We start from the raw sequence: 14,797 nt of genomic DNA on the forward strand, positions 1-14,797 counted from the left end.
GAGGCCCGGCGGCAGCAAACCGCCCGAGCCCGTGATGTTTTTATTCCATATACCAATTTACTATATTTTCATCCTGATATAAAACTTTTCGCACTTTTCAGTGATCAGCGTTCTTCTATCGGGATATATTTCTGCATATCCGGACCCGTATACTCAGCACGCGGGCGGATCAGGCGGTTGTTATCATACTGCTCTAGGATGTGGGCAAGCCAGCCGGATGTCCTGCTGACCGCAAAGATCGGAGTAAACAGATCATGGTCGATTCCCAGGCTGTGATATACCGAAGCTGAGTAGAAGTCAACATTCGGCGGAAGCGGTTTTTGGGAAGTCACCAGCTCTTCGATCTTTACAGACATTTCATAGTATTTGGCTTGTCCAGTCAGGTTTGTAAGCTTCTCAGACATTTCCTTCAGATGCTTCGCGCGGGGATCTCCCTTGCGGTACACCCGGTGGCCGAAGCCCATGATTTTCTCTTTGTTCTGCAGCTTTTCGCTGATATAAGGCGTCACGTTGTCAACTGAACCGATTTCAGTCAGCATCTTCATGACAGCTTCATTCGCTCCGCCATGCAGCGGACCTTTCAAAGCCCCGATGGCAGCAGTGATGCCTGAATAAATATCAGACAGGGTGGCTACACATACACGTGCGGTGAAAGTTGAAGCATTCAATTCATGGTCTGCATGAAGCACAAGCGCCTTATTGAAGGCCTCGATTTCAACAGGGGCTGGTTCTTTTCCGCTCAGCATGTACAAAAAGTTTGCAGCGAAGCTTAAATCGGTGCGTGGAGCGACAGGCTCAAGACCTTTCCTTACCCGAGAGAAGGCGGTTACAATGGAAGGAATCTGCGCCTGGATGCGGATAGCCTTGCGGTAATTCGCATCGGGATCCATTGAGTCGGCTTCCCCGTCATAAAGCCCAAGAAGGGAAATGGCTGAGCGGAGTGCGGCCATCGGATGTACTTCCTTGATTGGATACATCTTGAAATGGTCAAGAACTTCCTGTGGGAGCCCGGCATTTTCCGCAAGCTGTGCAGTCAGCTCCTCAAGCTCGCTTTTGCTTGGAAGGCGGCGGTGCAATAATAGATATAAGACTTCTTCAAAACTTGCATTTTCAGCAAGATCATCGATATCATAGCCCACATATGTCAAAGTATCATCAATGATAGAGCTGATGGAAGAAGTAGTTGCCACAATTCCTTCCAGACCTTTTGTTGCTGTCATAAAAACCTCTCCTTTGTATGAAAGTTCGCCTATATATTTTAAATATGAAATTAATAAAACTGGCAAAACATTTCTACCGGGGCTGCATTCCATACATGCCGTTTGTGAAGAAGTAAGCATTGATTGGCACAGTCCATAGCGAAAGTTTATTTTACCCTTGCAGCCTTTTCAGGAAACCAGCCCCCGAGCGCTTGCTCAATAGGCTGCCAAAGAAATGCTTCTATCAATTAATCAAGCATTCTCCCAATTTCAAGTAGGCGCTTACATCACATATTATAAACAATAATCAGATATTTGTGAACGAAAACACCTTAATAAAATAAATAAATATTTTATTAGAATAAAATACAACTGAATGCCACGACTGCCGAAGAGCTGTTCATTTGAACAGCTCAATCAGCCTCATGCACAGATAAGCTATCCCTGCTCCTATTAGCGGACCGACCGCCACCCCTTTAAAAAGGGATACTGCAATAATGGTTCCAAATACAAGGGCCGCAGTAAGGTGGGGATCCTGCCCCAGCAGGATGAGTCCGCCCTTAGCTATAAGTGCCACCGCAATCCCCGAGCCAAGTGCAATCCAGGCATAAGGCGACTTTAACGCATCCCCAAGCTCCTTGAAACCAATAGAGCCATTTGCTACAGGAACAAGCACAGCTATGGTAATGATCGTGACTCCCCAGTTGATTCCTTTCGCCTGCAGCTGAGGAAAGATTTTAGCGTCAAGTCCGGCTGCCTTAACCAAGAGTAAAACGCCTGCAGAAAATGCGAGGGAATAGTTTTTTGCAATGATGCCTATTGCCAGCAGCAATAGTAAAAACAAACCTGGACCCCAGCTCAATTTACCTTCCTCCTTCTATAAGAAGTTTTATTGAAATAATATCCTTGGAAAATTTATGTCTATTTTTCCACTTTGTTATCATTTCACTCTATACATAAGCCATATACTTGTACAAAGCTCCAATACGGCTGCTGAGTAGCCGGAGCGTTTCAAAAAATAGATTGAACGACGGGAGGAGTGCCTTCTGAACCCGCTCTACATCCAGCGATTTATCCGATTCTGCATAGCCGCCGGGACGCTTGCATGCATCCTGCTGGCCCTGCTGTATCTCTGGAAATATGCCTATCCTTTTATTATCGCCTTTTTCATTGCCTTTTTGATTAATCCCATGGTGTCTGCTTTTGAGGCCAGGGCCAGGCTCCCCAGGGGAGCGGCTGTGTTCCTGGCCCTGTTCATTATTATTGCAGGCCTGGCGGGGATGCTCACACTGCTGATTACAGAGATTGTATCAGGAGCTGCCTATCTCGCTGAGGCTGTCCCTCTCCATATTGAGACCATCATAGACGCGGTGGAAAAGCTCATCGAAACCGTATTCCTTCCTCAGTATAATAAGTTATCTGCCTATTTTAACTCATTGGATGCCGGTCATCAGAATACCATAATGAATAACGTGCAGATGGCAGGAGAACGGCTTGCAACATCAGCAGGAAGCTTTATACAAGGTTTTTTTCAAAACATTCCCGCCATACTTGGATGGTTTCCAAGCGCAGCGAGTGTGATTGTGTTTTCTTTCCTGGCCACATTCTTTATCAGTAAAGACTGGGACCGCATTGTAAGCCTTGGAAGCCGCATGATGCCTGCCAAGGCCAAATACAGCGGGAGAACCGTTTTTTTGGATCTGAAAAAAGCATTGTTCGGCTTTTTCAGGGCCCAGCTGACACTCATTTCCATTACCACTGTTATTGTATTAACCGGCCTGCTTGTTCTACGAGTAGAATATGCCATCACGATCGCCCTGATTTGCGGACTCGTTGATATTCTTCCGTATTTAGGAACAGGGGCCGTCTTTGTTCCCTGGATTGCCTATGAGATGATTTCAGGTGATACCGGCATGGCCATCGCCCTCGGCACTCTCTATTCTATTGTGCTCATCCAGCGGCAGATCATGGAGCCAAAGGTCCTCTCTTCCAGCATCGGGCTGGATCCGCTCGCCACACTGGCTGCCCTCTTTATTGGCTTCAAGACGATCGGTTTCCTCGGCCTTATCGTTGGGCCGGTGGTACTTGTGGTTATTACAGCCTTGAACCGGGCGAATGTGTTCACAGATGTGTGGGGCTTCATTAAGGGATGAGTACTGCCTTGCTTGTGCTCATCCCTCCCCCCTTACGGTCACCCATTCAAAACAGCTTCTTCTTATAGAGGGTGTGCCTTTATCTGATAATGGTAACCCTCTTCTTTTCCACTGCCTTTCTCAGGCTCCTTTTCACCAGCGGTTTAATCATTCGCCTATGGGGCGGAAGCATCAGGAACAGCCCCAGGATATCTGTCAAAAAACCCGGTGAAATCAGGAGACATCCGCCTATCAAAATGCAGGCGCCATCTATCAGGGAATCGCCCGGGATTCTGCCTGACGCGAGCTCCCGCTGGATTTTCCGGATGGTTTCTATGCCCTGTTTTTTGGCCAGATATGCCCCGATGGTTCCTGTAAGGATAATCAAAAGGACTGATGGCAGGACACCTGCAGTCCGGCTTGCGAGAAGGAATGCCCCGATCTCAAGGGCAGGAACGATTATAAATATACCAATAAGATATTTCATCTGCGGACTCCCGCCTTTCATGTATAATGGCCCTTCATAGTAAAAAAGCGGCAGAAAGCCTCTGCTCCCGCCGCATTATTTGTATTAAAGGACTTTGGTATGCCCTTCATAGATAGTTCCACGTCTTGCATCGACCGTGACCTGCTGTCCATCCTTCAGGATGCTGGTTGCTTTTTCTGCCCCCACTATGACTGGGATGCCGAGGTTTACACCAACAACTGCGGCATGGCTGGTCAAGCCGCCTTCTTCAGTGATAAGAGCCGCGCAGCGCTCGATGGCCGGCATCATATCGCGGTCAGATCCGTAAGTAACAAGGATGCTTCCTTCTGTTACATTTGCATTAGCTTCTTCAGCATTCCTTGCGATGACAACTTTTCCTTTCGCTGCTTTCCTGCCGATTCCCTGCGCTTTGATGGTCGCATCATTCAGGACATGAATTTTCATGAGATTGGTCGTGCCAGCCTCACCAACTGGAACTCCAGCAGTGATGACTACAAGATCACCGTGGCTTACGATTCCTGAATCCATGCTCTTCTCGATCGAAACATCCAGCATTTCATCGGTGGAAGAAGCTTTAGGGCCAATTTCAGCATATACTCCCCATACCAGCGAAAGTCTTCTTGCCACTTTCTCACATGATGTAACGGCTACAATCGGAGCCTTCGGACGGTATTTTGAAATCATGCGGGCCGTATGTCCGCTTTCAGTCGGAGTGATAATAGCTCCCGCTTCAAGGTTAAGAGCTGTGTAAGCAACCGATTGCCCAATTGCATCTGTTACATTATGCTCATTCGTCTTGCTTCTTGCAGCAACGATTTCTTTGTAATTAAGAGCTTTTTCTGTGCGTGAAGCAATATTGTGCATGGTTTCGACAGCTTCAATCGGATAAGATCCAGCAGCCGTTTCGCCGGAAAGCATGATAGCATCCGTTCCGTCAAAGATAGCATTGGCTACGTCACTTGCTTCGGCACGTGTCGGACGCGGGTTCCGCTGCATGGAATCAAGCATCTGTGTTGCTGTGATGACCGGCTTGCCAAGCTCATTGCACTTACGTATAAGCTCCTTCTGTACGAGAGGTACTTCTTCAGCCGGAATTTCCACCCCAAGATCGCCGCGGGCAACCATCAGGCCGTCAGAGACTTCCAGAATCTCATCGATATTCTGTACACCTTCGTGATTTTCAATCTTAGGGATGATTTGGATATGCTTAGCCTCATGGTCTGCAAGGAGCTCACGGATCTCAAGTACATCAGATGCACGCCTTACAAAGGAAGCGGCAATAAAGTCCACATCCTGCTCAATGCCGAAGATAATATCCTTTTTATCCTTTTCAGTTAAACCTGGAAGCTTTACAGAAACTCCCGGTACGTTGACGCCCTTTTTATTTTTAAGAACACCGCTGTTCAGGATCTTTGTGACAATGATGTTTTCTTCTTTTCTGATTTCCGTTACTTCAAGAGCAATGAGACCATCATCAAGAAGGATGCGGGAGCCCGGGTGGACATCGTCGATCAAGCCTTCATACGTAATGGAGAATCTCTTTTCAGTTCCGAGGACTTCCGTCATCGAGATTTCGACTGTGCCGCCAGATTGCAGCTCAATAGCGCCATTTTCCATATTGTTTGTACGGATTTCCGGTCCCTTTGTGTCAAGGAGGATGGCCGCCTGTTTCCCGGTCTGCTCCACAGCTTTGCGGATATTGACAATCCGGCTGCCGTGCTCTTCAAAATCACCGTGTGAGAAGTTCAGCCTGCACACATTCATGCCGGCTTCAAGTAAAGAAGTCAAATTCTCTAAGCTCTCGCTCGCCGGTCCTATCGTACATACGATTTTAGTTTTACGCATGTTTTTGTATACCTCCAAATTTTATATTGCCAAAGATGTTATATAGACAGCTCCCTGGATAAATCGAACATCTGCTGGTCGATGTTATGCTTTTTCTGAGTCAGTGCCTCAATAATTCCATAATCCACAAGGCGATTGCTCTCTATGCCTACCGCGCGTCCGCCCTTGCCTTTAAGCAGGAGGGAAACGGCATAAGCACCGAGGCGGCTCGCCAGCACCCTGTCGGCGACCGTAGGTGATCCCCCGCGCTGAATATAGCCCAGAACTGAGACGCGGGTTTCAAAATCAGTCAAATCCTCTAATTGCTTCGCCACATCGACTGCACTGCCGACGCCTTCTGCAACTATGATGATGCTGTGTTTTTTACCGCGGTCCTGCCCCCGTTTTAAGCGGGCTATTACATCATGGATATCTTCAGTGGATTCAGGGATCAAAATGGATTCAGCTCCGCCTGCAAGGCCGGCCCATAGTGCGATATCCCCTGCATCCCTGCCCATAACTTCTATTACATAAGTCCGTTTATGGGAAGTGGCCGTATCCCTGATTTTATCGATTGCATCGATGACTGTATTGATGGCCGTATCGAACCCGATTGTGAATTCAGTGCCCGGAATATCATTATCAATGGTGCCTGGCACCCCTACACAAGGGAAACCGTGCTCTGTCAGTGCTTTCGCGCCCATGTAGGATCCGTCGCCGCCAATGACAACCAGGCCCTCGATGCCATGCTTCTTCAGCTGTTCGATTCCTTTCATCTGGCCTTCCTTCGTCTTGAATTCGGGACAGCGGGCAGAAAAGAGCATAGTGCCTCCCCGGTGGATGATGTCGCCAACCGAGCCGATTTCCAGCTTTTTAATATCCCCTTTAATCAGGCCCTCGTAGCCATGATAAATGCCGTAAACTTCCATTTCATGGTATATCGCCTTACGTACGACAGCACGGATGGCTGCATTCATCCCAGGAGAATCTCCACCGCTTGTCAGTACACCAATTCTTTTCAATATAATCACCTCTATAAAGAATAACAGTCTACACGCCATTGAATGTAATATGTATAGAAAGAAACGGGTCCGACGGCCCATTCCGCCAGTACAATAGACCCTGCTGTCTGATCATAAAAAAATTTCATACAGAGTTAGTATAGACATTTTATCCCAGTTCTATTTGACATATTGCGAAAAACCGGGTTTCCGTACTCATTCTAAATTAGTAATCAAATTTCGTAAACCTTTATTTGTGAAATAACATACAAATTATACTGGAAAATGTCTTTATTTACAAAATATCCGAATTGCTCCTGGTTTGCTTCAAAATGAAGTCTGCTTTCATAAACATTGAGTCTACGGAAGAAGAAGGCTGTTCTCCGCTGGAGGTACTTCGATTGCTGCGACAACAGCTTAGTCGCACTTATGCGAAAGCCTTGCAAAAGTCGAGCCTGATATGGGCAGGGCTTTTTCTTTCCATAGCAGGCCTGGCTTATGACTCGAGGGTTTCAGCCTGGAGCTGGATAAGGAGCCTCGCACCTGGAGCGTAAGTCCACTTTCTAAATAATTAAATCTCCTCACAGAACTCATCCCAAAAACAACTAACCTTTTAGAAAAGAGCCTTTTAAATAACTAAATCCAGAAAAAAAGCAAAAAGAAAGAACGTGCATAAAATGCACGTTTTTATTTTACTCCTATCTGATTCTGCAGAAACGAATACTCGCCAATTCTTTTGAATTTCTGATATCTCTGTTCTACGAGTTCATCCGCATTCAGGGCTAGAAGGCTGCCAAGTGCCGCATGGATGGCTTCTTCAATAAAAGAGGCCTGTACGAGGATATCCTGGTGGGCCCCTCCCTGTGGTTCCTTGATGATCTCATCTATGATTCCCAGTTCCTTCAGGTCAGGTGCGGTGATCTTCATGGTTTCAGCTGCACGCTTCGCGAGGCTGGAATCCTTCCATAGCAGTGCCGCTGCTCCTTCTGGAGAAATTACAGAATATGTAGAATTCTCCAGCATCAATATTCTGTCACCCACTCCAAGTGCCAGCGCACCACCGCTGCCTCCTTCGCCGATCACAATGCAAATCACCGGTACAGTCAGGCCGCCCATCTCATAGATATTACGGGCAATCGCTTCACTCTGGCCGCGTTCCTCTGCAGCCTTGCCGGGATAGGCACCCTTGGTGTCAATGAAGCAGATAATCGGCCGATTGAACTTTTCAGCCTGCTTCATCAGCCTTAGAGCCTTTCTGTTTCCCTCAGGGTGAGGCATCCCGAAATTGCGCATGATATTTTCCTTTGTATCCTTTCCCCGCTGATGGCCGATGATTGTAACCGGCAGCCCATGAAACTTGCCAATTCCGCCTACAATCGCTGCGTCATCCCCAAAAACACGGTCCCCATGACACTCAAAGAAATCTGTGAATAAATGCTCAGCATAATCCAGAGTAGTCGGGCGGGCAGGATGACGCGCCACCTGGACACGGTCCCAGGGCTTCATATTGCTGTACACTTCATCCTGCAGATTGGACAGCCGGCCTTCCAGTTTTTCAATCTCAGAGGAAAGGTCAACATCGGCTTCCTTAGTAATCCTTTTAAGCTCATCTATTTTTTCCTGCAGGTCTTTTATCGGTTTTTCAAACTCTAATTCTACTGCCATTTCAGCTCACCGCCCGGTACATGAATATCAATTATATTGGAAAGGGAGTCCTTAAGCTGCTGCCTGTGGATCACTGCGTCCAGCTGGCCATGCTTTAACAGGAACTCGCTCGTCTGAAAATCCTCGGGCAGTTCTTCCCGGATGGTCTGTTCAATGATGCGCCTTCCTGCGAACCCGATGAGCGCACCCGGCTCAGCCAGGTTATAGTCCCCCATGGATGCGAATGACGCGGAGACCCCGCCGGTTGTCGGATGGGTCATGACCACAATATAAAGCCCTTTGTTTTCACTGAATCTCTTTAAGGTGACACTTGTCTTGGCCATTTGCATAAGGCTTAACACTCCCTCCTGCATGCGTGCTCCTCCGGATGCTGTAAAAACAATGAATGGAATTCCGAGTTCATCTGCCTTTTCAACCGCCCTGGCTATTTTTTCACCTACAACCGAGCCCATGCTTCCCATCCGGAAGGTCGAATCCATGACCGCGACAGCACTTTTGTGTCCGTTAATGGACCCTGTGCCGGTGACGACGGCTTCATTGCTTTGTGTCTTTTCCATGTCTGATTTGATTTTGTCCTCATAGCCGGGAAAATTGAGAGGATTGACGGTAACCATGTTTTTATCCAGCTCTTCGAAGGTTCCCTCATCAAAGATGCTGTCGATGCGTTCCCAGGCGTTCATCTGGTGGTGGTACCCGCAATGCATGCAGACCTTTTGAGCCTTCAGCAGCTCCTTCGTGTACATGATTTTCTTACAATTAGGGCATTTCGTCATAATGCCTTCCGGGACTTCGTTCCTTGTCCGCTCAGAAGGAATCGTTGCATATTTTTTCTTTTTAGATTTTAAATTAGATTTTGAAAATAAATCTCTTATCATGGTGAACCTCCCCTTAACTTCCTATAGCAATAACCAGCAACAGCAGCGAGCTCTGCCTGTCCATTGTATGCATATGAAATCCTGCAGGTATACGCTGATATCCATTAAAGAAAATTTGGCATATTCCTTACTGCTTTGAGATGGATCTTGTTGACTTCATGTCCGTTTTTCTCTCTGAGGGCATCGAGCATATCCAGATAAGCCTGTCGTGGAGCCTGCTGCCTGTCCTCACCGGTGGACTTGGCATACATATTTACAATGATCCATATTCTCTCAAGAAGATGATTGGTGTTCAATTGAAAGAGCCGCTTAAAAAAGGCTTCATCATCCCAATCATTTTTCCCGGCCCACAGGATCATCTCATCGATGTTTTCCCGTGACGCCTTATGCAACAATGCATGAAGAATGGACTGTTCGAGAAACACGCGTGTTTCTATCAGATTTTTCTTTGTCTCTTCATCTGCGAGTAAGAAGGCACCAAGGAGTTCCACAAGCCTGTGCTCTTGAAATACCTTGATATAGGTGCCTTCTCCCCTCCTGGTCTCGATAAGGCCAAGCAGCTCCAGGGACCGTAAAGCTTCCCTTACCGAAGAGCGCCCTACTTGAAGGCGCTCGGACAATTCCCGTTCCGACGGGATTTTATCACCAGGGCGCAGCTGGTCTTCCTTGATCATTTGCCTGAGTTTTTCCACAACTTCTAAATATATTTTTGACTGTCCGGCAGCGGCTGCCTTTATCGTCTTCTCGTTCATTTTTTCCCTATGGATGAAAGGGCTGACGTTTTAGCTTTGATTTCTTCCGGGTCAGCCTTCAGGCGTGCCACTCCGGTCTCCATCGCAGCTTTGGCCACTGCGGCAGCTACGGCCGGGGCTACGCGCGCGTCAAAAGGTGCCGGGATTACATAGTCCGGCTGCAGTTCATCTTCCCCGATCAGGCCGGCGATCGCTTCAACGGCCGCTACTTTCATCTCTTCATTGATATGGGTGGCGCGAACATCAAGTGCTCCCCTGAATATCCCCGGGAAGGCGAGTACATTATTGACCTGGTTGGGAAAATCGGAACGGCCTGTGCCCATCACTGCCGCTCCGGCCTCCTTCGCCTCTTCCGGCATGATTTCAGGCACCGGGTTTGCCATAGCAAATATGATCGGATCCGGCTTCATGCTCCGGATCATTTCCTTGGTCAATGCCCCGGCCGCAGAAACACCGATGAACACATCCGCATTCTTTATGACGTCCGCCAGACTGCCTTCCTGCTTCTCCCTGTTGGTGAAACGGGCGACAGCTTCTTTTACATCATTCATGCCGAAAGTGCGCCCTTCATAAATCGCGCCTCTGGTATCACACATGACGATATCGCGGACCCCAAATGAATAGAGGAGTTTAATGATGGCAATTCCTGCAGCACCGGCACCATTTGCCGCAACCTTTATTTCCTGAAGTTTCCTGCCAGTGAGTTTCAGGGCGTTTAAAAGTCCGGCTGCCGTGACAATCGCTGTTCCATGCTGATCATCGTGAAAAACGGGGATGTTCGTTTCCTTCTTTAGTCTTTCTTCTATCTCAAAACAATTGGGCGCGGCTATATCCTCGAGGTTTACCCCGCCAAATGTCGGTTCAAGCAGCTTGACGGTCTCTACGATTTTGTCCACTTCAGTAGTATCAAGACAGATGGGAAATGCATCTACACCTGCAAAGCTTTTGAACAGGACCGCTTTACCTTCCATGACAGGCAGCGCCGCAGCCGGCCCTATATTACCAAGACCGAGCACAGCTGTGCCATCCGTGACGACCGCAACTGTATTCCCCTTCATGGTATATTCAAATACAGCTTCCGGCTTGTCATATATTGCTTTACAGGGTTCGGCGACTCCCGGGGAGTAGGCAAGGCTTAAATCCTCAGCATTCCTCACAGGCACCTTGGATACCGTTTCCAGCTTCCCCTGATTGATCCTATGCATGTGCAATGCTTCTTCTCTTAACGTCAAAGGTTTCACTCCTATAGATTCTACTGAATAGTTCCAGATTCACAGGTGGTCAGACCACGATAATACATGTCTAATATAACATAACTTGAAAGGTTGTAAAGCTCAGCTGCGCTTTACAACCACATTTTCACTTCCAAGCAGGGCCCCGATTCTGCCCAGGAAATCCCCGCTCGGCTCTGCCCATTGATCCATGGGAAGCTGTACATATCTGCTGTCCTTTTCATAATAGAGGACAATCTTTGTCATGCCAGGGAATGACTGAATGATTTTTTTTACTCTGTTCAGGAAATCCTTCGTATGCTTGTCCTTTTGTATTTTAAGATAAAGCACCTGTGCTTCCTTTGCTGAGATCTCCTTCAATTCATCTATGGAAAAAGAATCATGGACGATAAGCTGCTTCTTTTCATCCCTGGTCTCCACGGATCCCTGGAGCATAACGATATTGCCCTTTTTATAATGGGTGAGCCTTGAACGGTAGACATTTGGGAAAACCACACATTCAACCTCACCGGTTTCATCACCCGCTGACATGAAAGCCATGGTCTCGCCCTTTTTGGTTCGGATAGCTTTGGTGTCTGTGATATAGACTGGAATATAGGCATTTTTCAGTCCGCGCTCCAAGGCTTCATGAATGGTGACAGAGCCAAAATAATGGAAAAGCTTATGGAACGGGACGACGGGATGGTCAGATAAATATAAACCCAGTGCCTGTTTCTCAAGCTCAAGCTTGTCCAGGGTCCTGATGGGATCTACACGCAGGTATTTAGGCTTAAGGTTGAACTCCGTGTTTTCGAACAAATCAAATTGATTGTCACCCGGATTGACCAGTTCGTTATGTTCCATGGCTACATCCAGGCTGGCAAGGAGTGTTGCCCTGTCTTCTTCGAACTCATCGAATGCCCCGGACGAGACAAGGGCCTCCAATGATTTTCGGTTTACGGCCTTGGTGGATACCCGGAGACAGAAATCAAACAGGTCCTCAAACGGCTTTTTCCTCCGGGCCTGAAATATCTCACGGATGGCCGCACCGCCTATTCCCTTGATGGCTGCCAGGCTGTACCTTACTCCCTCACCTTCCGGCTGGAAGGAAAACTGGCTTTTGTTTACGGAAGGAGCAAGCACAGTATATCCGTTCATCTTTAATTCCCGGATATATTGTGCTATTTTGTCTTCATTGCCGATAACTGACGTCAATAGCGCCGACATGAAATACCGAAAGTGGTTAGCTTTCAGATAGGCAAGCTGATAGGAAATGATGCTGTAGGCAACAGCGTGGCTCCTGTTGAAGCCATAGTTCGCAAACCGGACAATCGAGTCATACACTTTATTGGCAGCCTCTTCCTGATGGCCATTTACGCTGGCTCCATGAACAAAGCGCTCCCGTTCTTTATCTAATGCATCTTTCTTCTTTTTTGATACGGCTCTCCGCAATAAATCCGCTTCCCCAAGTGAAAACCCGGCAAAGCTTGCGGCAATCTGCATGATCTGCTCCTGATACACTATTACTCCATACGTATGCTTCAGGATCTGCTCTAATGACTGGTGAGGATAATCAACCTCCTCATTACCATGCTTCCTGCTGATGAATAAAGGGATATTTTCCATTGGTCCCGGGCGGTATAAAGCATTGACTGCGACGATATCCTCAAAAGAAGTGGGCTTCAATTTTTTCAGGACATTCCTCATTCCTTCTGACTCCAGCTGGAACACTCCTGTTGTTTCACCGCGGCCGAGAAGGTCGAATGTCCGCTGATCCTGAAGATCTATCTCATTAAGCTTCAGCTGCTTTCCTGTGGCTTTTTCAATCATGACAAGCGTATTTTCAATGAGCGTCAGGTTCCTAAGCCCCAAAAAATCCATCTTCAGAAGTCCGAGCTCTTCCAGGTTTTCCATGGGCAGCTGCGTCAGATGGACACCTTCCTGCCCTTCCTGTATCGGAATCACATCAGTAAGCGGCAGTTCTGAGATCACTACTCCGGCAGCGTGTGTAGACGCATGCCTTGGAAGCCCTTCAAGCTTAAGGGCAGTTTGGAATAGCTTTGCATTCAGTTCTTTTTCCCGGACGAATTCCTGCAGCTGCCTGGATTCATTCAGTGCAGCCTGAAGGGTTATGCCGTGCTTTGCGGGAATCATCCTGGAGAGCTGTTCCAGCTCCTTTGCATTCAGCCCGAACGCCCTCCCTACATCGCGCAGGGCAGCCTTCGCTGCCATGGTGCCGAAAGTGATGATCTGGGCCGCATGCAGCTCTCCATATTTTTCGGCTACATACGATATGACTTCATCCCGTCTTGTGTCAGGGAAGTCTATATCAATATCCGGCATGGATATCCTTTCGGGATTCAGGAATCTCTCGAATAAGAGGCCATGTTCTATCGGATCCACGTCCGTTATACGGAGAACATAGGCAACCATGCTGCCCGCCGCCGAACCCCGCCCCGGGCCGACAAGTATGCCCTTTTTCCTGGCATAGCTGATAAAATCCCAGACAATCAGGAAATAGTCGCTGAAATTCATCTTTTGAATAACAGACAGTTCATATTCCAGCCTTTCCAAATGCTGTTTTCCGGGACTCACATATCTCTCCTTAAAGCCGGCGGCACACACCTTCGCAAGCATTTCGTCCGCCGGTACAGCCTCATTCCCCTTATATCTCGGAAGCAGCTTCCGGTTGAATTCAATCATCACATTACAGCGTTCCGCGATATGCAGAGTATTTTCCAATGCCTCGGGCAGGTCTGAAAATAATTCCGTCATCACGTGCGGTTCCTTCAGGTAATAGTCGGATGAATCCGGCTTTATCTTGTTTTCATCTCCAAGCTTGTCGCCATTCTTTATGGCCAGCATCACTTCATAGGCCAGGGAATCTTCTTTTTGCAGATAATAGACAGGATTGACCGCAGCTATTTTCGCTCCCAGGGAACCAGCCAGCTCCATAAGCTTTTGGTTCAGTGAATCTTCCCCTGTGCGGCCCGTTCTTTGAAGGGTAATAAAAAATGAATCCTGCCCGAACAAGGAAATCAGCTGCCCGGCATCCTTCAGGGCCCTTTCTTTTTCATCCTGAAGGAGCAGGGTTTCAACCCTTCCGCCGGTACCGGACAAGGCGATGAGTCCTCCTGCATATGCTTTAAGCCACTTAAGAGGGAGACCCTCCTTGGACTTAGTTTTTATGGCACTGCTGATTTTTAATAAATTCTGGTACCCTCCATTGTCCTCAGCAAGCAAAACGAGCGGAAAGGATCCTGATTCTTCGTGCAGTATGTCGGCTGTCAGGCCGATAATCGGCTTTATTTTGCCGGCCAGGCATTCTTTATAAAAGTCTACCATTCCATACATTGTATTTTTATCGGTAAGCGCCAGCGTCTTATATTTCTTCGCCCTGGCATCAGCGACCAGATCTTTTATTGATGCCGTGCCCGACAGAAGGCTGAACGCGCTCTGGACTTGCAGATGTATAAATGACATTTTGATATTCCCCATCCTTTTGATAAGGCATTAGCTTTTTTAATTATAGATGGAATTAATATAAAAAGAAAATATGTTCTGTCAGCCGCAGGGGGTGTCCGTTTTTTACATACCATTTAAAAAACATATCCGGCCGGGATTGTCCATATATTTACTAATAAAAACGTA

11 protein-coding genes are annotated in these 14,797 nt (G+C 47.6%); 1 reads left to right on the forward strand and 10 read right to left on the reverse strand.

Annotated elements, in window-relative coordinates; translation table 11 throughout:
* Window positions 1-104: 104 nt before the first annotated feature.
* The gene (gene citZ / locus V1501_RS16310; RefSeq protein WP_409289737.1) at window positions 105-1,220 is read right to left on the reverse strand and encodes a citrate synthase; all 1,116 of its coding nucleotides are present in this window, start codon (window positions 1,218-1,220) and stop codon (window positions 105-107) included.
* Window positions 1,221-1,599: 379 nt separating this feature from the next.
* Window positions 1,600-2,061 carry a DUF441 domain-containing protein gene (locus V1501_RS16315; protein WP_409289738.1) on the reverse strand — a complete coding sequence of 154 codons (462 nt, stop codon included), beginning with the start codon at window positions 2,059-2,061 and terminating at the stop codon, window positions 1,600-1,602.
* Between the two features lie 184 nt (window positions 2,062-2,245).
* On the opposite strand from V1501_RS16315, the gene ytvI reads away from it, so the two are divergent.
* Window positions 2,246-3,352, forward strand: coding sequence for a sporulation integral membrane protein YtvI (gene ytvI, locus V1501_RS16320; RefSeq protein WP_409293417.1), 1,107 nt, complete (start codon window positions 2,246-2,248; stop codon window positions 3,350-3,352).
* A gap of 79 nt (window positions 3,353-3,431) precedes the next feature.
* Here the strand turns inward: ytvI and V1501_RS16325 are convergent, their stop codons facing one another.
* The 8 genes from V1501_RS16325 to dnaE all read right to left on the reverse strand — a co-directional run bounded on the left by V1501_RS16325 (window position 3,432) and on the right by dnaE (window position 14,629).
* Entirely contained in the window at window positions 3,432-3,818 is a 387-nt protein-coding gene (locus tag V1501_RS16325; protein WP_409289740.1) for an FxsA family protein, read from the reverse strand.
* A gap of 84 nt (window positions 3,819-3,902) precedes the next feature.
* Window positions 3,903-5,663 (reverse strand): pyruvate kinase, encoded by a 1,761-nt coding sequence (gene pyk, locus V1501_RS16330; protein WP_409289742.1) that lies wholly within the window; start codon window positions 5,661-5,663, stop codon window positions 3,903-3,905.
* A gap of 38 nt (window positions 5,664-5,701) precedes the next feature.
* The gene (pfkA, locus tag V1501_RS16335) at window positions 5,702-6,664 is read right to left on the reverse strand and encodes a 6-phosphofructokinase (protein WP_409289743.1); all 963 of its coding nucleotides are present in this window, start codon (window positions 6,662-6,664) and stop codon (window positions 5,702-5,704) included.
* 666 nt (window positions 6,665-7,330) lie between these two features.
* Window positions 7,331-8,308, reverse strand: a complete 978-nt coding sequence (gene accA / locus V1501_RS16340) for an acetyl-CoA carboxylase carboxyl transferase subunit alpha (protein WP_409289744.1) — start codon at window positions 8,306-8,308, stop codon at window positions 7,331-7,333.
* Window positions 8,299-9,183 (reverse strand): acetyl-CoA carboxylase, carboxyltransferase subunit beta, encoded by an 885-nt coding sequence (gene accD / locus V1501_RS16345; RefSeq protein WP_409289746.1) that lies wholly within the window; start codon window positions 9,181-9,183, stop codon window positions 8,299-8,301. Before accD ends, accA begins: the two co-directional genes overlap by 10 nt.
* 104 nt (window positions 9,184-9,287) lie before the next feature.
* A complete protein-coding gene (locus V1501_RS16350; RefSeq protein ID WP_409289747.1) occupies window positions 9,288-9,935 on the reverse strand; it encodes a FadR/GntR family transcriptional regulator in 648 nt (215 codons plus the stop codon).
* Window positions 9,932-11,167: an NADP-dependent malic enzyme gene (locus V1501_RS16355; protein WP_409289748.1), complete on the reverse strand. Its 1,236-nt coding sequence runs from the start codon at window positions 11,165-11,167 to the stop codon at window positions 9,932-9,934. The genes V1501_RS16350 and V1501_RS16355 overlap by 4 nt, the downstream gene beginning before the upstream one ends.
* 102 nt (window positions 11,168-11,269) lie before the next feature.
* Window positions 11,270-14,629, reverse strand: a complete 3,360-nt coding sequence (gene dnaE, locus V1501_RS16360; protein ID WP_409289749.1) for a DNA polymerase III subunit alpha — start codon at window positions 14,627-14,629, stop codon at window positions 11,270-11,272.
* Between the last annotated feature and the right edge of the window lie 168 nt (window positions 14,630-14,797).

Source organism: Paraperibacillus esterisolvens (assembly GCF_046237625.1).
GTDB classification, from domain to species: Bacteria; Bacillota; Bacilli; order Bacillales; family DSM-1321; genus Paraperibacillus; species Paraperibacillus esterisolvens.